Consider the following 18,138-nt stretch of genomic DNA (forward strand, 5'->3'; position numbering starts at 1 on the left):
GCTTGCAGCTTAAAGCTTGCCGCTTGCAGCTGCGGCGAGCAGCCGCTCCATCCGCGCATCGAGGCGGCGTTTGATTTCGGTCTCGATGTGCGGGGCGAAGTCGTCGATCACGTCTTGCATGATCAATTGCGCGGCGGCGCGCAGTTCGCTGTCCAGGTGCAGCAAGGCGTCCGGGCCTTTATCGACCGGTGCGGCAGCCGGGGCAGCCGGCGGCGCTGGTGGCGGCTCGACGGCCGCCGGCTGGTTGCCGACGGAGTCGAACAGCATTGGAATCTGTTCCTGTTCGCTGTCATCGACCGTATCGGTCAACAGCGGCGGTTGCAGGTTGTCATCGCCGAGCAACTGGCGGATCGATTCGAGATCGTCCAGCAGGTGTGCGGACTTCTGTTGCGGTTTCGGAGTGTCCATTGGAGTGCTCAGAGTCGCTGTAAACGGTGGTCTTGCAGAGAATAGCCCTGTTCGCGGTAGAAACGGAAACTCTCCCGCGCCGCCGCTCGGATGGTCGGATCTTCCACCACCACTTCCGCCACGCGGGCGAATTTGCTGGCGAAGGCCGGGACTTTCAGATCGAGATTGACCAGCAGATCCTGGTGCTCACCGCAGTCTGCCCCGTGTCCCAGCACGATCAAACCGTCGGGCTCACTGTCGGCAGGGCCGTGAGGCACGAAACTTTCGCCCTTGAATGCCCACAGCCGCGCATCGAGATCGTCGCGCTGGGCCGCATCGCTGCAATGCAGGTAGATGCGGTGGCCCATGCGCCAGGCTTTCTCGGTGAGCTTGCAGGCGAAATCCAGGCGCGCTGATGGATCGGCGCTGGGCAGGATATAGAAGTCGACTTTGGTCATTGCGGTTCCAGAGCGGCAAGTGGCGTCACCCGAGAGTGACGCCACCTTTCAGCGGTTTCAGGCCTTGGCGCGATCCAGCAGGTACTGGGTCAGCAGTGGAACCGGACGACCAGTGGCGCCTTTGTCCTTGCCGCCGCTGGTCCATGCCGTGCCGGCGATGTCCAGGTGCGCCCAGTTGAGGTTCTTGGTGAAGCGCGACAGGAAGCAGGCGGCAGTGATGGTGCCGGCCTTCGGCCCGCCAATGTTGGCGATGTCGGCGAACGGGCTGTCCAGCTGCTCTTGATACTCATCGAACAGCGGCAGTTGCCAGGCGCGGTCGTCGGCAGCCTTGCCGGCGCTGAGCAACTGGTCGATCAGCTCGTCGTTGTTGCCCAGCAGGCCGGACGTGTGCGCGCCCAGGGCCACTACGCAAGCACCGGTCAGGGTGGCGATGTCGATCACCGCTTGTGGCTTGAAGCGCTCGGCGTAGGTCAGTGCATCGCACAGCACCAGACGGCCTTCGGCGTCGGTGTTGAGGATTTCCACGGTCTGGCCGCTCATGGTGGTGACGATATCGCCCGGCCGCGAAGCATTGCCGCTCGGCATGTTTTCGGCGCAGGCGAGGATGCACACCAGATTGATCGGCAGTTTCAGCTCAAGCACTGCGCGCAAGGTCCCGAACACGGAGGCAGCGCCGCCCATGTCGTATTTCATCTCGTCCATGCCGGCGCCCGGCTTCAGGCTGATGCCGCCGGTGTCGAAGGTGATGCCCTTGCCGACCAGCGCGTATGGCTTCTCGGATTTCTTGCCGCCGTTGTATTGCATGACGATCAGGCGCGGCGGCTGGGCGCTGCCCTGGCCCACGGCGTAGAACGAGCCCATGCCGAGGGATTTGATCTTCTTCTCGTCGAGTACTTCGACTTTCAGATCCTTGAACTCTTTGCCCAGGTTCTTGGCCTGTTCGCCCATGAAGGTCGGGTGGCAGATGTTCGGTGGCAGGTTGCCCAGATCGCGGGTGAAGGCCATGCCATTGGCAATCGCGGTGGCGTGATTCACGGCGCGCTGCACTTCGGCTTGCGCAGCCTTGATGGTCAGCAGAGTGATTTTCTTCAGGGCGCGCGGTTCGGCTTTCTGGCTCTTGAACTGGTCGAAGGTGTAGCCGCCGTCGACCAGGGTTTCTGCCAGCAGGCGAGTCTTGCCGTAGCTGTCGCGACCTTTGACGATGACTTCATCCAGCGCCAGCACGGCATCACCGCCGCCCAGGCCTTTGAGGGTGTTGAGGATGCCGGCAACGATTTTGCGGAACGGACGGTCGCCCAGTTCTTCGTCCTTGCCCACGCCGACCAGCAACACGCGCTCGGCTTTCAGGTTCGGCAGGCTGTGCAGCAGCAGGCTCTGACCGACCTTGCCGGCCAGGTCGCCACGCTTGAGCACGGCGCTGATCGCGCCACCGCTCGACTCGTCGACCAGTCTGGCGGCGACACCGAGTTTGCGGCCTTCGCCGACGGCAACCACCAGGGTGGCGGTTTTCAACGTTTCTGGGCTAACGCTTTTTACAACCAGTTCCATGTCCGGATCCCTGAATGAATGGTCAACACGCAGGCGCTCGACGTTGTCCGCAGTCGCCTGCTTATAGATAGAAGAGGCGCAGGCCAAAGCCTGCGACAAGGGCCGCAGTTTGAACCTCGCTCCCCGCGCCTGACAACCCTCGGCAAAGGATTACAGCGATGGATGAGTGTGCGCAGTGACAGGCGCACCCAATCACAGGATAATGCCGCATCTTTTTTCGACCGCTCTGCATGGCGGGCCGGTCGATGTGTTTGCTTGTTTGGCCGCCTTAGCCTGACAACCCTGGAGTGTCTGGTTTGATCGTCTTCCGTTATCTGTCCCGCGAAGTCCTGTTGACCCTCAGCGCCGTAAGTGCCGTGCTGCTGGTCATCATCATGAGCGGTCGCTTCATCAAATACCTGGCGCAGGCTGCGGCCGGTCAGCTCGATCCGGGCTCGCTGTTCCTGATCATGGGCTTTCGTCTGCCGGGTTTCCTGCAACTGATTCTGCCGCTGGGCCTGTTCCTCGGGATCCTGCTGGCCTACGGTCGCCTGTACCTCGAAAGCGAAATGACCGTGCTCTCGGCCACCGGCATGAGCCAGCAGAAGCTGTTTCGCATGACCCTTTTTCCGGCAACGCTGGTGGCACTGGTGGTGGCGTGGCTGAGCCTCGGCCTGGCTCCGCAGGGAGCCAACCAGTTTCAGTTGCTGCTGAACAAGCAGGACGCGCTGACCGAGTTCGATACCCTCGAACCGGGCCGCTTCCAGGCCTTGCGTGACGGTACTCGAGTGACTTACACCGAAACCCTGAGCGACGACCGCGTCAATCTCGGTAGCGTGTTCATTTCGCAGAAGAACCTCGGCGCCGATAAGAAGGATCGCGGGATTTCCGTGCTGGTGGCCGAGTCTGGCCGTCAGGAAATCCGCCCCGATGGCAATCGCTACCTGATCCTCGATAACGGTTACCGCTATGACGGCAGCCCCGGGCAGGCCGATTACCGCGCCATTCATTACGAAACCTACGGCGTGCTGCTGCCCAAGCCGGACGTCAGCGAAGAAGTCACCGATCGCGATGCAATGCCGACCTCGTCCCTGTGGGGCAGTGATGACATCCGTTCAAAAACCGAGCTGCAATGGCGCATGTCCCTGCCTCTGCTGGTATTCATCGTGACCCTGATGGCGGTGCCGCTGTCGCGGGTGAATCCGCGTCAGGGGCGTTTCCTCAAGCTGCTGCCGGCGATTCTTCTTTATATGGCTTACCTGACCATCCTGATTGCCGCTCGCGGCGCCCTTGAAAAAGGCAAGATTCCGCCAGCCCTCGGCCTGTGGTGGGTACACGCGATCTTCCTGGTGATCGGCCTCGGCCTGCTTTATTGGGAGCCGCTGCGCCTGAAGCTGGCCAGCCGTCGCAGCGCCGCGCTGGAGGTGGCCCGTGGTTAAACTCGACCGCTACATCGGCAGCAGCGTATTCATGGCGATCATCGCCGTGCTGGCGATCATCCTCGGCCTGGCAACGCTGTTTGCCTTCATCGATGAAATGGGCGACGTCAGCGACACCTACACCCTGGTCGACGTGCTCGGTTTTGTATTGCTGACCGCACCGCGCCGGCTGTATGAAATGTTGCCGATGGCCGCATTGATCGGCTGCCTGATCGGTCTCGGCAGTCTGGCCAGCAGCAGTGAGCTGACGGTCATGCGCGCTGCTGGCGTGTCGATCGGCCGTATCGTCTGGGCTGTCATGAAGCCGATGCTGGTGCTGATGCTCGCCGGCGTGCTGATCGGCGAATACGTCGCCCCGGCCACCGAAAGCATGGCCCAGGCCAATCGCTCGCTGGCCCAGGGCAGCGGCGATGCGCAAAGCGCCAAGCACGGTATGTGGCACCGTCAGGGTGAAGAATTCATCCACATCAACGCGGTTCAACCGAACGGTCTGTTGTACGGCGTGACGCGTTATCACTTCGACAAGGAGCGCCATCTGCTCAGCTCCAGCTTCGCCAAAAAGGCCGAGTTCGACGGCAGCAAGTGGCAGCTCACCGACGTTGCCACCACGCTGTTCCACGAGCGCAGCACCGAGGTCGTCAATGCCCCGAGCGAGGAGTGGGACGTGGCGTTGAGCCCGCAACTGCTCAGCACCGTAGTCATGGCGCCGGAATCGCTGTCGATCAGCGGTCTGTGGGGCTACATCCACTATTTGGCCGAGCAAGGCCTGAGCAACGGCCGTTACTGGCTGGCATTTTGGGTCAAGGTGTTGCAGCCGCTGGTGACCGCCGCGCTGGTGCTGATGGCGATCTCGTTCATCTTCGGTCCACTGCGTTCGGTGACTCTTGGCCAGCGTGTGTTCACCGGCGTGCTGGTGGGCTTCACCTTCCGCATCGTCCAGGATCTGCTGGGGCCATCGAGTCTGGTGTTCGGTTTCTCGCCGCTGTTTGCGGTGCTGGTGCCGGCCGGCGTGTGTGCGCTGGCGGGTGTCTGGCTGCTCAGGCGAGCGGGCTGATGAACAAGCTTTCATTGAGCGCTTGAACCCTGAAAACGCCTCGGTCGCCAGACCGGGGCGTTTTTGCATGCGATCCGGGTGACAGGCGAACGTGACGCTTGCGCCGTGTATCAGGTACAATTCCCGGCTATTTTTCGGCGGGCCAAGCCTGCAGCCTTTTTGAGTGTTGATCCGTGAGTGATTTGAGTCATATCCGCAATTTCTCCATCATCGCCCACATTGACCATGGCAAGTCGACGCTGGCTGACCGTTTCATCCAGATGTGCGGCGGCCTGGCCGAGCGTGAAATGGAAGCCCAGGTACTGGATTCCATGGATCTTGAGCGTGAACGCGGGATCACCATCAAGGCCCACAGCGTTACCCTCTATTACAAAGCCAAAGATGGCATCACCTACCAGCTGAACTTCATTGACACCCCGGGTCACGTCGACTTCACCTACGAAGTCAGCCGTTCCCTGGCCGCGTGCGAAGGTGCCTTGCTGGTGGTCGATGCGGGGCAGGGCGTCGAAGCCCAGTCCGTGGCCAACTGCTACACCGCCATCGAGCAGGGCCTGGAGGTCATGCCGGTCCTGAACAAGATCGACCTGCCCCAGGCCGAGCCGGATCGCGTCAAGGACGAGATCGAGAAGATCATCGGCATCGACGCCACCGACGCCGTTACTTGCAGCGCCAAGACCGGCCTGGGTGTCGACGAAGTGCTCGAGCGTCTGGTGCACACCATCCCTGCGCCGACCGGCAATATCGAAGATCCGCTGCAAGCGTTGATCATCGACTCCTGGTTCGACAACTACCTGGGCGTTGTTTCCCTGGTACGCGTGCGCCACGGCCGTGTGAAGAAGGGCGACAAGATTCTGGTCAAGTCCACCGGCAAGGTGCACCTGGTCGACAGCGTCGGCGTGTTCAACCCTAAACACACCGCCACCGTTGATCTGAAGGCCGGCGAAGTGGGCTTCATCATCGCCAGCATCAAGGACATTCACGGTGCGCCGGTCGGTGACACCCTGACCCTGAGCTCCACGCCGGACGTTCCGGTGCTGCCGGGCTTCAAACGCATTCAGCCACAGGTTTACGCCGGTCTGTTCCCGGTCAGTTCCGACGACTTCGAGGATTTTCGCGAAGCGCTGCAGAAGCTGACCCTGAACGACTCGTCGCTGCAGTACACCCCGGAAAGCTCCGACGCCCTGGGCTTCGGCTTCCGTTGCGGCTTCCTCGGCATGCTGCACATGGAGATCATCCAGGAGCGCCTCGAGCGCGAGTACGACCTGGACCTGATCACCACCGCGCCGACGGTAATTTTCGAGCTGGTGCTGAAAACCGGTGAAACGATTTACGTCGACAACCCGTCGAAGCTTCCGGACGTGTCGGCGATCGAGGACATGCGCGAGCCAATCGTGCGCGCCAATATCCTCGTACCGCAGGAACACCTGGGCAACGTGATCACCCTGTGCATCGAGAAACGCGGCGTTCAGGTCGACATGCTGTTCCTCGGCAATCAGGTGCAAGTGACCTACGACCTGCCGATGAACGAAGTGGTCCTGGACTTCTTCGACCGTCTCAAATCCACCAGCCGCGGCTATGCTTCGCTGGACTACCATTTCGATCGTTACCAATCGGCTAATCTGGTGAAACTGGACGTGCTGATCAACGGCGACAAGGTCGATGCCCTGGCATTGATCGTGCACCGTGACAATTCGCACTTCAAAGGTCGCCAGTTGACCGAGAAGATGAAAGAACTGATTCCTCGTCAGATGTTCGACGTGGCGATCCAGGCCGCCATCGGTGGTCAGATCGTGGCGCGGACAACCGTCAAGGCGCTCAGAAAGAACGTATTGGCCAAATGCTACGGCGGTGACGTCAGTCGTAAGAAGAAACTGCTCGAGAAGCAGAAGGCCGGTAAGAAACGCATGAAACAGGTCGGCAACGTGGAAATTCCACAGGAAGCCTTCCTCGCCGTGCTCAGGTTGGAATAATCAGGTCCTATGTCGCTAAATTTCCCGCTGTTGCTGGTCATCGCCGTGTTCGTCTGCGGCCTGTTGGCGTTGCTTGATCTGCTGTTCCTGGCACCGCGTCGGCGTGCTGCCATTGCCTCTTATCAAGGCAGTGTCAGCCAGCCCGAGCCTGTGGTGGTCGAGAAGCTGAACAAAGAGCCGCTGCTGGTTGAATACGGCAAGTCGTTCTTTCCGGTGCTGTTCATCGTGCTGGTGCTGCGTTCGTTCCTGGTGGAGCCGTTCCAGATCCCGTCCGGCTCGATGAAACCGACCCTGGATGTCGGCGACTTCATTCTGGTGAACAAGTTTTCCTACGGCATCCGTCTGCCGGTGATCGACAAGAAGATCATCGAAGTCGGTGACCCGCAGCGCGGCGATGTGATGGTGTTCCGCTACCCGAGCGACCCGAACGTCAACTACATCAAGCGTGTGGTCGGCCTGCCCGGTGACACGGTGCGTTACACCGCCGACAAGCGTCTGTTCGTCAACGGCGAATCGATTGCCGAGAAGATGGTCGGCGCCGAGGCGGGTTCGCTGGGCAGCGCGGAGCTCTATCAGGAAAAACTCGGCGCAGCCGAGCACCTGATCCGCAAGGAAATGAGCCGCTACCGCGCCACCCCGGACCGTTCGTGGACAGTGCCTGCCGGGCACTACTTCATGATGGGCGACAACCGCGACAATTCGAATGACAGCCGCTACTGGGATGATCCGAACATTCCCAAGGATCTGCTGGGCATGGTTCCCGACAAGAATATTGTCGGCAAGGCCTTCGCGGTCTGGATGAGCTGGCCAGAGCCGAAACTCAGCCACCTGCCGAATTTCTCGCGGGTTGGCCTGATCAAGTAATCAAACACGGCGCTGTTGACCACAGCGCCGAATGCATTTCTGGAGCCGGCACAATCGGCTTCGCAATCGCCAGGATTTATTTTTTGAACACAGCGTTAATTGTCCCAGGCCTGCGCCGTACCCCGGCGATGGCAGTGGAAACCAGCCACGAACTCAGCGTGGGTAAACCGTGAGCGTTTCTCTAAGCCGTCTCGAGCGCCAGCTCGGTTACACCTTCAAGGATCAGGAGCTGATGCTGCTGGCCCTCACGCACCGCAGTTTTGCCGGGCGCAACAACGAGCGTCTGGAGTTCCTTGGTGATGCCATCCTCAACTTCGTCGCTGGCGAGGCGCTGTTCGATCGCTTCCCGCTGGCCCGCGAAGGCCAGTTGTCGCGTTTGCGCGCACGGCTGGTAAAAGGTGAGACCCTGGCCGTACTCGCTCGCGGTTTCGACCTCGGTGATTATTTGCGTCTGGGTTCGGGTGAACTGAAGAGCGGTGGTTTCCGCCGTGAATCCATTCTGGCCGATGCCCTCGAAGCTCTGATCGGTGCGATCTACCTCGATGCCGGCATGGACGTCGCCCGCGAGCGCGTGCTGGCCTGGCTGGCCGGCGAATTCGAAGGGCTGACGCTGGTCGACACCAACAAGGATCCGAAAACCCGCTTGCAGGAACACCTGCAATCGCGCGGTTGCGAACTGCCACGCTACGAAGTGGTGGATATCCAGGGCGAACCGCACTGCCGAACCTTCTTCGTCGAATGCGAAGTGGTCTTACTGAATGAAAAAAGCCGAGGTCAGGGTGTGAGCCGTCGTATTGCCGAACAGGTAGCGGCCGCCGCAGCACTGATTGCCCTGGGCGTGGAGAATGGCAATGACTGATACAAACGCAACTCGCTGTGGCTACGTTGCCATCGTCGGCCGTCCCAACGTCGGCAAGTCGACGCTGCTCAACCACATCCTTGGGCAGAAGCTCGCGATCACTTCGCGCAAACCGCAGACCACTCGCCACAACATGCTCGGGATCAAGACCGAGGGCGACGTGCAGGCGATCTACGTCGACACCCCGGGCATGCACAAGGGTGGCGAAAAGGCCCTGAATCGTTACATGAACAAAACCGCTTCGGCGGCGTTGAAAGATGTCGACGTGGTGATCTTCGTCGTCGACCGTACCAAGTGGACCGACGAAGACCAGATGGTGCTCGAGCGTGTGCAATACGTGACCGGCCCGCTGATCGTCGCGCTGAACAAGACCGATCGCATCGAAGACAAAGCCGAGCTGATGCCACACCTGAGCTGGTTGCAGGAACAGCTGCCAAACGCGCAGATCATCCCGATTTCCGCGCAGCACGGGCACAACCTCGAAGCGCTGGAAAAGGTCATCGCCGATCACTTGCCGGAGAATGATCACTTCTTCCCGGAAGACCAGATCACCGACCGCAGCAGCCGTTTCCTTGCCGCCGAACTGGTGCGCGAGAAAATCATGCGCCAGATGGGCGCCGAGCTGCCGTACCAGATCACCGTCGAAATCGAAGAATTCAAGCAGCAGGGCAAGACCTTGCACATCCACGCGCTGATTCTCGTCGAGCGTGACGGCCAGAAGAAAATCATCATTGGCGACAAGGGCGAGCGCATCAAGCGCATCGGCACCGAAGCGCGCAAGGACATGGAGCTGCTGTTCGACTCCAAGATCATGCTCAACCTGTGGGTCAAGGTGAAGGGCGGCTGGTCCGATGACGAGCGCGCGCTGCGTTCGCTGGGTTATGGCGATCTGTAAGTAGCGATCTCGAAAACACCGCTACTCACTGTGGGAGCGAGCCTGCTCGCGAAGGGGATGTAACATTCAGCATTGATGTTGACTGTCACTCCGCTTTCGCGAGCAGGCTCGCTCCCACAGTGGTTTTGGGTTGTAAGTAAAACCGCGTTTCTTCATCGAGAACTCAATGTCGCAAAACCCGCCTCCCGCCCAACCCGCCTACGTCCTGCATTCGCGCGCCTATCGCGAAACCAGCGCACTGGTCGATTTCCTCACGCCGCAAGGTCGGCTGCGGGCGGTGTTGCGCAGTGCTCGGGGCAAGGCCGGAACGCTGGCGCGGCCGTTCGTGGCGCTGGAGGTCGAGTTCCGTGGCAAGGGTGAGTTGAAGAATGTCGGGCGCATGGAGAGCTCCGGCACCTCGGCATGGCTCAACGGCGAGGCGCTGTTCAGCGGTCTCTACCTCAACGAATTGTTGATCCGCCTGTTGCCTGCCGAAGATCCGCATCCGGCAGTGTTCGATCATTACGCCGCGACCTTGCTGGCGCTGGCCGAAGGTCGACCACTGGAACCGTTGCTGCGCTCCTTCGAATGGCGTCTGCTGGATGATCTCGGCTACGGCTTCTCCATGAACACCGATATGCACGGTGAGCCTGTGGCACCTGACGGTCTCTATCGCCTGCAAGTCGATGCCGGTCTCGAAAGGGTGTATCTGCTGCAACCAGGCTTGTTCAACGGTACCGAACTGCTGGCCATGGCCGAAGCCGACTGGTCGGCGCCCGGTGCGCTGTCGGCGGCCAAGCGTCTGATGCGCCAGGCCCTGGCAGTGCATTTGGGCGGGCGTCCGCTTGTCAGTCGCGAGCTGTTTCGCAAGCCCTGATATGCTGTGCGCCGAACCTCTCAATTCAGGAGCGCATCCGTGACCAGCAGCAATCGCATTCTTCTCGGCGTGAACATCGACCACGTCGCCACCCTGCGTCAGGCCCGTGGCACGCGCTACCCGGATCCGGTCAAGGCGGCGCTGGATGCAGAAGAGGCGGGCGCCGATGGCATCACCGTGCACCTGCGCGAAGATCGACGGCACATCCAGGAGCGTGACGTGCTGCTGCTCAAAGATGTGCTGCAAACGCGCATGAACTTCGAAATGGGCGTCACCGAAGAAATGATGGCGTTCGCCGAGCGCATTCGCCCGGCGCACATCTGCCTGGTCCCGGAAACCCGTCAGGAGCTGACCACCGAAGGCGGTCTGGATGTAGCGGGGCAGGAGGAGCGCATCAGGGCTGCGGTCGAGCGCTTGTCGAAGATCGGCAGCGAAGTGTCGCTGTTTATCGATGCTGACGAGCGGCAGATTGCGGCTTCCAAGCGCGTCGGTGCGCCGGCAATCGAGCTGCACACCGGGCGTTACGCCGATGCCGAAACCCCGACTGAAGTGGCCGAGGAATTGAAGCGTGTGGCGGATGGCGTTGCGTTTGGTCTGGCCCAAGGCTTGATCGTTAACGCCGGTCACGGCTTGCATTACCACAACGTTGAAGCCGTGGCGGCGATCAAAGGCATCAACGAGCTGAACATCGGCCACGCGCTGGTGGCGCATGCGTTGTTCGTTGGCTTCAAGTCTGCCGTATCGGAAATGAAAGCGCTGATTCTGGCTGCTGCCAAATCCTGAGCAGCTACACAAAACCCCTGTGGGAGCGAGCCTGCTCGCGAAAACGATGTATCAGTCAAAGATTATGTCGACTGACACGACGCTTTCGCGAGCAGGCTCGCTCCCACAGTTGGATTTGAGGTGTGGGTTAAAGCGGGGCAGGTTCTTGCGCCGGTTTCGACTTGTCGATCGCCGGCACATGCAGGTTGCCCTCGGCCACCTGATCGCCTTCAAGCTGCGGCTGGGTCACCCAGGTCAGGATGTCGTAGTAGCGACGAATGTTCGCCACAAAATGCACCGGTTCGCCACCGCGGGCGTAACCGTAGCGGGTCTTGCTGTACCACTGTTTCTGCGACAGACGCGGCAGGATCTTTTTCACGTCCAGCCACTTGTCCGGATTCAAGCCTTCCTTCGCCGCCAGTTTGCGCGCGTCATCCAGATGGCCGCTGCCGACGTTGTACGCCGCCAGGGCGAACCAGGTGCGATCCGGTTCCTGGATCGAATCGTCCAGCTGATCTTTCATATAAGCCAGGTACTTGGCGCCGCCCATGATGCTCTGCTTGGGATCGAGGCGGTTGGACACGCCCATCGCCTGCGCGGTGTTCTGGGTCAGCATCATCAAGCCGCGTACGCCGGTTTTCGAGGTCACAGTCGGCTGCCACAGAGATTCCTGATAACCGATGGCGGCCAGCAGGCGCCAGTCGACTTTCTCTTTCTTCGCGTAGTTCTTGAAGTGCTGTTCGTATTTCGGCAGGCGCTGCTGCAAGTGCTGGGCAAAGGTGGTGGCGCCCATGTAGCCAAGCACATCGACATGGCCGTAGTAGCGGTCCTTCAGGCGTTGCAGGGTGCCGTTCTTCTGCACCTTGTCCAGATAGGCGTTGATTTCATTGAGCAGGCTGTTGTCTTCGCCCGGGCCCACCGCCCAGCTCTGACTGCGCGCGTCGCCGAGGTCGAAGGCCACGCGGATGTTGGTGAAGTACACCTGATTCATCGCCACTTCGTTGGAGTCGACCAGTGTCAGGTCGATCTGGCCTTCATCAACCATGCGCAGCAGATCGACCACTTCAACCGCGTCGGATTCTTCGTATTCGATGCCGGGATATTTCTGTTTCAGCGCGGCCAGTTGTTCGGCGTGGGTGCTGCCCTTGAGCACGGTGATCTTCTTGCCGACCAGATCCGCCGGATCGGTGGGGCGCGACTGGCCGTTGCGGTAGATGATCTGCGGGGTGACTTCGAGGTAGGAGTGGGAGAACCGCACCTGCTTCTTGCGTTCATCGCTGCTGACCAGACCGGCGGCCGCGAGTACCGGGCCGTTCGGCTTGCCGACCTGGTTGAACAGGTCATCGAGGTTGTCGGCGGTCTCGATCTTCAATTCGACGCCCAAATCGTCGGCGAAGCGCTTCACCAGCTCGTATTCGAAGCCGGTTTCACCGCTGCGATCCTGAAAGTAGGTGGCGGGGCTGTTGCGGGTAACCACGCGCAGCACACCGTCCTCCTTTACGCGCTCGAGTGTGTTGGGTTTATCAACACAGCCACCGAGCACCAGGAAGAGTCCGGTTGCGATCAGCCATTTGGCGTATCGCGGACGCAAAGCCGTTGGGAAAAACATCTGCGCAGTATACGCAAACGGCCACGGGCGCCATATCTCGACAGCGTAGGACTAGTCTGCTAGCGATCACAAAATCGAACGAAATCCCTTGAATACGGGCCTTCAGGGCATTTTGTTACAGTAAAAATAAGCCATGCTGGAAGGCTTGATTTACCTGACCCCGAAGGCAGAAACACAGATTGCTACCCGAGTGCAACCGTGCGTAGCGTTTCGGGTGATGTTGAGGTCGGTTTAGGCTAGAATGCACGGCCTCAAAGCACACCCCTTCCCGAGGCTGTCCCGAAGATGTTGATCCTGCGCGGCACTCCTGCCCTTTCTGCCTTTCGCCACAGCAAACTCCTTGAGCAACTGAGCCAGAAGGTTCCAGCTGTCACTGGCCTGTATGCTGAATTCGCTCACTTCGCCGAAGTCACCGGCGTCCTGACCGGCGACGAACAGCAGGTGCTAGCGCGCCTTCTGAAGTACGGCCCAAGTGTTCCGGTTCAAGAGCCTACCGGCCGTCTGTTTCTGGTGTTGCCGCGTTTCGGCACCATCTCGCCGTGGTCGAGCAAGGCCAGCGACATCGCCCGCAACTGCGGCCTGAGCAAGATCCAGCGCCTGGAACGCGGTATCGCCTTCTATGTTGCAGGGCAGTTCAGCGAAGCCGAAGCCCAACTGATCTCGGACGCGCTGCATGACCGCATGACTCAGATCGTGCTGGCCAACCTCGAGCAGGCCGCCGGTCTGTTCAGCCATGCCGAGCCGAAGCCGCTGACCGCCATCGACATCCTCGGTGGCGGCCGCGCCGCGCTGGAAAAGGCCAACACCGAGCTGGGCCTGGCCCTGGCCGAAGACGAGATCGACTACCTGGTCAACGCCTTCAACGGTCTGAAGCGCAACCCGCACGACATCGAATTGATGATGTTCGCCCAGGCCAACTCCGAGCACTGCCGCCACAAGATCTTCAACGCCAGTTGGGACATTGACGGCCAGAGCCAGGAAAAAAGCCTGTTCGGCATGATCAAGAACACCTATCAGATGCACAGCGAAGGCGTGCTGTCCGCTTACAAGGACAACGCTTCGGTGATCGTCGGCAACGTTGCCGGCCGCTTCTTCCCGAACCCTGAAACCCGCCAGTACGGCGCGGTGCAGGAGCCGGTGCACATCCTGATGAAGGTTGAAACCCATAACCACCCGACCGCGATTGCGCCATTCCCGGGCGCATCCACCGGTTCCGGTGGCGAGATCCGTGACGAAGGTGCAACCGGTCGCGGCGCCAAGCCAAAGGCAGGCCTGACCGGTTTCACCGTCTCCAACCTGCAAATCCCTGGCTTCGAACAGCCGTGGGAAGTGCCGTACGGCAAGCCTGAGCGCATCGTCACCGCGCTGGACATCATGATCGAAGGCCCGCTCGGCGGCGCTGCGTTCAACAACGAATTCGGTCGTCCGGCACTGACCGGCTATTTCCGTACCTTCGAACAATCGATCACGACCCCGCACGGCGACGAAGTGCGCGGTTACCACAAACCGATCATGCTCGCTGGCGGCATGGGCAACATCCGCGAAGAGCACGTCAAGAAAGGCGAGATCGTCGTCGGCTCCAAGCTGATCGTGCTCGGCGGCCCGGCGATGTTGATCGGTCTCGGTGGCGGCGCGGCTTCGTCGATGGCCACCGGCACCAGCTCGGCGGATCTGGATTTTGCTTCCGTGCAGCGTGAAAACCCTGAAATGGAGCGTCGTTGCCAGGAAGTCATCGACCGTTGCTGGCAACTGGGCGACAAGAACCCGATCAGCTTCATCCACGACGTCGGCGCGGGCGGTCTGTCCAACGCCTTCCCGGAACTGGTCAACGACGGCGACCGCGGTGGCCGTTTCGAACTGCGCAACATCCCGAATGACGAGCCGGGCATGGCCCCGCACGAAATCTGGTCGAACGAATCCCAGGAACGTTACGTGCTGGCAGTCGGCCCGGAAGACTTCGAGCGCTTCCAGGCGATCTGCGAACGCGAGCGTTGCCCGTTTGCCGTAGTCGGTGAAGCGACTGCCGAACCGCAACTGACCGTGACCGACAGCCATTTCGGCAACAACCCGGTGGACATGCCGCTGGAAGTGTTGCTGGGCAAGGCGCCGCGCATGCACCGTTCGGTGGTTCGCGAAGCCGAGCTGGGCGATGACTTCGATCCGTCGAATCTCGACATCAGCGAGTCCATCGAGCGCGTTCTGCATCATCCGGCCGTGGCCAGCAAAAGCTTCCTGATCACCATCGGCGACCGCACCATCACTGGCCTCGTTGCCCGTGACCAGATGGTCGGCCCGTGGCAAGTGCCGGTGGCCGACGTTGCCGTCACCGCCACCAGTTTCGACGTCTACACCGGTGAAGCCATGGCGATGGGCGAGCGTACTCCGCTGGCTCTGCTGGACGCGCCCGCATCGGGCCGCATGGCTATCGGCGAAACCATCACCAACATTGCCGCCTCGCGGATCAACAAGCTCTCCGACATCAAACTGTCGGCGAACTGGATGTCGGCGGCCGGTCACCCGGGCGAAGACGCGCGTTTGTATGACACCGTGAAAGCGGTCGGCATGGAGCTGTGCCCTGAGCTGGGCATCACCATTCCGGTGGGCAAGGACTCGATGTCCATGGCCACGCGCTGGAACGACAACGGCGAAGACAAGACCGTCACCTCGCCAATGTCGCTGATCGTCACCGGTTTCGCGCCAGTGGCTGACATCCGTCAGACCCTGACCCCGGAACTGCGCATGGACAAGGGCACCACCGACCTGATCCTGATCGACCTCGGTCGCGGTCAGAACCGCATGGGTGCATCGATCCTCGCGCAAGTCCACGGCAAACTCGGCAAGCATGCGCCGGACGTCGATGACGCCGAAGACCTGAAAGCCTTCTTCGCGGTGATCCAGGGCCTCAATGCCGACGGTCACCTGCTGGCCTACCACGACCGTTCCGACGGTGGTCTGCTGACCTCCGTGGTGGAAATGGCCTTCGCCGGCCACTGCGGTCTGAGCCTGAACCTGGACAGCGTTGCCGAATCCGCCTCGGAAATCGCCGCGATCCTGTTCAACGAAGAACTCGGTGCGGTGATCCAGGTTCGCCAGGACGCCACCCCGGACATCCTCGCGCAATTCAGCGCCGCCGGTCTGGGCGACTGCGTGTCGGTGATCGGTCAGCCGATCAACAATGGCCAGATCAACATCACCTTCAACGGTGACACCGTGTTCGAAGGCCAGCGTCGTCTGCTGCAACGTCAGTGGGCCGAGACCAGCTACCAGATCCAGCGTCTGCGCGACAACGCCGACTGCGCCGAGCAGGAATTCGACGCGCTGCTGGAAGAAGACAACCCGGGCCTGAGCGTCAAGCTCAGCTACGACGTCAATCAGGACATCGCCGCGCCTTACATCAAGAAAGGCATCCGCCCACAGGTTGCCGTGCTGCGTGAGCAGGGCGTCAACGGTCAGGTGGAAATGGCCGCCGCGTTCGACCGCGCCGGTTTCAGCGCGATCGACGTGCACATGAGCGATATCCTCGCCGGTCGTGTCGACCTCAACGAGTTCAAAGGCCTGGTGGCCTGCGGTGGTTTCTCCTACGGCGACGTGCTCGGCGCCGGTGAAGGCTGGGCCAAGTCGGCGCTGTTCAACAGCCGCGCCCGCGATGCGTTCCAGGGCTTCTTCGAGCGTAACGACAGCTTCACGCTGGGCGTGTGCAACGGTTGCCAGATGATGTCCAACCTGCACGAGCTGATCCCGGGTAGCGAATTCTGGCCGCACTTCGTGCGCAACCGCTCCGAGCAGTTCGAAGCGCGGGTGGCGATGGTGCAGATCCAGGAATCGAACTCGATCTTCCTGCAGGGCATGGCCGGTTCGCGCATGCCGATCGCCATCGCCCACGGTGAAGGGCATGCCGAGTTCGCCAGCGAAGAAGCACTGCTGGAAGCCGATCTGTCCGGTTGCGTGGCGATGCGTTTTGTCGACAACCACGGCAAGGTCACCGAAGCCTATCCGGCCAACCCGAACGGCTCGCCGCGCGGGATCACCGGCCTCACCAGCCGTGACGGCCGTGTGACGATCATGATGCCGCACCCGGAGCGTGTGTTCCGTGCGGTGCAGAACTCGTGGCGTTCGGAAGACTGGAACGAAGACGCGCCGTGGATGCGCATGTTCCGTAATGCTCGCGTGTGGGTTAACTGATCGTCGTGTACAAGTTGGCGTTTTTTGTTCCTGACAGTCATGTCGAGGTGGTCAAAGGGGCTGTGTTCGCTGCCGGTGGTGGGCGGATCGGTGACTATGACCACTGTGCGTGGCAGGTGCTTGGCCTGGGCCAGTTTCGACCGTTGGACGGCAGTCAGCCGTTTATCGGTCAGGCGGGGCAGGTCGAGCGGGTTGAGGAATGGAAGGTTGAGCTTGTCGTTGCGGATGAGTTGATTGTGGCTGTTGTGGCGGCGTTGAAGCTCAGTCATCCGTATGAGACGCCGGCTTATGAGGTGTGGCGGCTGGAGGATTTCTGATCTTCTTGGCTGCTTGAACGGGAGACCCGCAGATGAGTGATTGTCTGCGGGTTTTTTGTTGGCCTTGGTTTTTTTTGAATTGGGTGAATATCCGTTGCTTCGGGTGTGGCGGCTGGCGGTTTCGCCCTTACGGCGAGTCACCTTTTTCAAACGCCGGAGTGCCGGCCCAGCAAAAAGGTAACCGAAAAGGCTTGCTCCTACGTTCGGCCCTCGCAGGCTCGGGTTCCTTCGCTACGGGACTGATCCGGGCGCAGCGGCTACGGTTTGCTTCGCTGCACCTCCTTGCGCTGTGTCTGGCTGCGCCAGACGGTCGCTGCGCTCCCACGCCCGGATCAATCCCTCCACTCAGCCTTCCGACGTCGCCGGTGGATCAAGATCAAGAGCACTCGAGCTAACGCTCATTGTGTAGGAGCTGCCGAAGGCTGCGATCTTTTGATCTTGATTTTGCTTTCTGTGGGAGCGAGCCTGCTCGCGAAGGCGGCCTGTCAGCCGCCCCGTTTCTCACTGAATGCACCCGATCACAACTGTAGGAGTGAGCCTGCTCGCGATGAGGCCCATCCATGCTCTCGAGAACTTGAGATTGTTTAAATCCGGTACCCAATGACCAGAACCTTCCCACAAGGTTTTCAGGTTGTCCGTCGGACGTGCGATCTCTAGTCTTTTGGTGTCGCCGAAACTTCGGCGATCGGGTGTGAGAACCCTTAGGAACTGTTAATCCACAATCAGTACCACCATAATCGCCGCCGGCATTCCTGCTGTCTGCATTGTTATGGCGGCTGTGTGCGGGCGGACTTCGGTCCGGCCGGGCTTGTTCCTACCGGTTTCTCACCCCGCACACTGCTGCCACCACTCCGCCGCGTGAGAAACGGCAAGTGATTGGCTATTGATGAGGAACGTATCAATGTCAAAACCTGTCCCCGACCCACCCCTCGAACCCACCACCCCCCTCGAACAAACCA

Annotated in this window: 14 protein-coding genes; 10 read left to right on the plus strand and 4 right to left on the minus strand. The window is 60.7% G+C overall.

Annotated elements, in window-relative coordinates:
• Positions 1 to 9: 9 nt before the first annotated feature.
• From J5M66_RS14020 to J5M66_RS14030, 3 genes are read right to left on the minus strand one after another with little or no spacing between them, the layout of a single operon-like run.
• The gene (locus J5M66_RS14020) at positions 10 to 408 is read right to left on the minus strand and encodes a DNA polymerase III subunit chi (RefSeq protein ID WP_110647046.1); all 399 of its coding nucleotides are present in this window, start codon (positions 406 to 408) and stop codon (positions 10 to 12) included.
• Positions 409 to 416: 8 nt separating this feature from the next.
• Positions 417 to 845, minus strand: coding sequence for a DNA polymerase III subunit chi (locus J5M66_RS14025; protein ID WP_056783088.1), 429 nt, complete (start codon positions 843 to 845; stop codon positions 417 to 419).
• A 57-nt stretch (positions 846 to 902) separates the two neighbouring features.
• Positions 903 to 2,393 (minus strand): leucyl aminopeptidase, encoded by a 1,491-nt coding sequence (locus J5M66_RS14030; RefSeq protein ID WP_039759172.1) that lies wholly within the window; start codon positions 2,391 to 2,393, stop codon positions 903 to 905.
• A gap of 296 nt (positions 2,394 to 2,689) precedes the next feature.
• Between J5M66_RS14030 and lptF the strand changes: the two genes are divergently transcribed.
• The 8 genes from lptF to pdxJ all read left to right on the plus strand — a co-directional run bounded on the left by lptF (position 2,690) and on the right by pdxJ (position 11,092).
• Positions 2,690 to 3,811 (plus strand): LPS export ABC transporter permease LptF, encoded by a 1,122-nt coding sequence (gene lptF, locus J5M66_RS14035; protein WP_016771566.1) that lies wholly within the window; start codon positions 2,690 to 2,692, stop codon positions 3,809 to 3,811.
• Entirely contained in the window at positions 3,804 to 4,865 is a 1,062-nt protein-coding gene (gene lptG / locus J5M66_RS14040) for an LPS export ABC transporter permease LptG (protein WP_016771565.1), read from the plus strand. Before lptF ends, lptG begins: the two co-directional genes overlap by 8 nt.
• 173 nt (positions 4,866 to 5,038) lie before the next feature.
• Entirely contained in the window at positions 5,039 to 6,835 is a 1,797-nt protein-coding gene (lepA, locus tag J5M66_RS14045) for a translation elongation factor 4 (RefSeq protein ID WP_016771564.1), read from the plus strand.
• Positions 6,836 to 6,844: 9 nt separating this feature from the next.
• Positions 6,845 to 7,699, plus strand: coding sequence for a signal peptidase I (lepB, locus tag J5M66_RS14050; RefSeq protein ID WP_016771563.1), 855 nt, complete (start codon positions 6,845 to 6,847; stop codon positions 7,697 to 7,699).
• Positions 7,700 to 7,868: 169 nt separating this feature from the next.
• Complete coding sequence (rnc, locus tag J5M66_RS14055) at positions 7,869 to 8,558, plus strand: ribonuclease III (protein WP_024011703.1); 690 nt, start codon at positions 7,869 to 7,871, stop codon at positions 8,556 to 8,558.
• Positions 8,551 to 9,453, plus strand: coding sequence for a GTPase Era (gene era, locus J5M66_RS14060; RefSeq protein ID WP_016771562.1), 903 nt, complete (start codon positions 8,551 to 8,553; stop codon positions 9,451 to 9,453). Before rnc ends, era begins: the two co-directional genes overlap by 8 nt.
• A gap of 166 nt (positions 9,454 to 9,619) precedes the next feature.
• Positions 9,620 to 10,309, plus strand: a complete 690-nt coding sequence (gene recO, locus J5M66_RS14065) for a DNA repair protein RecO (RefSeq protein ID WP_016771561.1) — start codon at positions 9,620 to 9,622, stop codon at positions 10,307 to 10,309.
• Between the two features lie 39 nt (positions 10,310 to 10,348).
• Entirely contained in the window at positions 10,349 to 11,092 is a 744-nt protein-coding gene (gene pdxJ / locus J5M66_RS14070) for a pyridoxine 5'-phosphate synthase (RefSeq protein ID WP_076566005.1), read from the plus strand.
• Between the two features lie 127 nt (positions 11,093 to 11,219).
• Here the strand turns inward: pdxJ and mltF are convergent, their stop codons facing one another.
• The gene (gene mltF, locus J5M66_RS14075; RefSeq protein WP_024011704.1) at positions 11,220 to 12,680 is read right to left on the minus strand and encodes a membrane-bound lytic murein transglycosylase MltF; all 1,461 of its coding nucleotides are present in this window, start codon (positions 12,678 to 12,680) and stop codon (positions 11,220 to 11,222) included.
• A gap of 285 nt (positions 12,681 to 12,965) precedes the next feature.
• On the opposite strand from mltF, the gene purL reads away from it, so the two are divergent.
• The gene (purL, locus tag J5M66_RS14080) at positions 12,966 to 16,862 is read left to right on the plus strand and encodes a phosphoribosylformylglycinamidine synthase (RefSeq protein WP_207808440.1); all 3,897 of its coding nucleotides are present in this window, start codon (positions 12,966 to 12,968) and stop codon (positions 16,860 to 16,862) included.
• Positions 16,863 to 16,867: 5 nt separating this feature from the next.
• Positions 16,868 to 17,179 carry a YqfO family protein gene (locus tag J5M66_RS14085; protein ID WP_016771558.1) on the plus strand — a complete coding sequence of 104 codons (312 nt, stop codon included), beginning with the start codon at positions 16,868 to 16,870 and terminating at the stop codon, positions 17,177 to 17,179.
• The last annotated feature ends 959 nt before the right edge of the window (positions 17,180 to 18,138 follow it).

It is taken from the genome of Pseudomonas sp. 67(2021), from assembly GCF_017491835.1.
Classification (GTDB): domain Bacteria; phylum Pseudomonadota; class Gammaproteobacteria; order Pseudomonadales; family Pseudomonadaceae; genus Aquipseudomonas; species Aquipseudomonas atacamensis.

Excerpts from the sequence above, each read along its gene's own strand:
- era (WP_016771562.1), top strand. The coding sequence starts at position 8,551 with ATGACTGATACAAACGCAACTCGCTGTGGCTACGTTGCCATCGTCGGC.
- J5M66_RS14030 (WP_039759172.1), bottom strand. The coding sequence starts at position 2,393 with ATGGAACTGGTTGTAAAAAGCGTTAGCCCAGAAACGTTGAAAACCGCC.
- J5M66_RS14025 (WP_056783088.1), bottom strand. The coding sequence starts at position 845 with ATGACCAAAGTCGACTTCTATATCCTGCCCAGCGCCGATCCATCAGCG.
- lepB (WP_016771563.1), top strand. The coding sequence starts at position 6,845 with ATGTCGCTAAATTTCCCGCTGTTGCTGGTCATCGCCGTGTTCGTCTGC.
- mltF (WP_024011704.1), bottom strand. The coding sequence starts at position 12,680 with ATGTTTTTCCCAACGGCTTTGCGTCCGCGATACGCCAAATGGCTGATC.
- J5M66_RS14020 (WP_110647046.1), bottom strand. The coding sequence starts at position 408 with ATGGACACTCCGAAACCGCAACAGAAGTCCGCACACCTGCTGGACGAT.
- purL (WP_207808440.1), top strand. The coding sequence starts at position 12,966 with ATGTTGATCCTGCGCGGCACTCCTGCCCTTTCTGCCTTTCGCCACAGC.
- recO (WP_016771561.1), top strand. The coding sequence starts at position 9,620 with ATGTCGCAAAACCCGCCTCCCGCCCAACCCGCCTACGTCCTGCATTCG.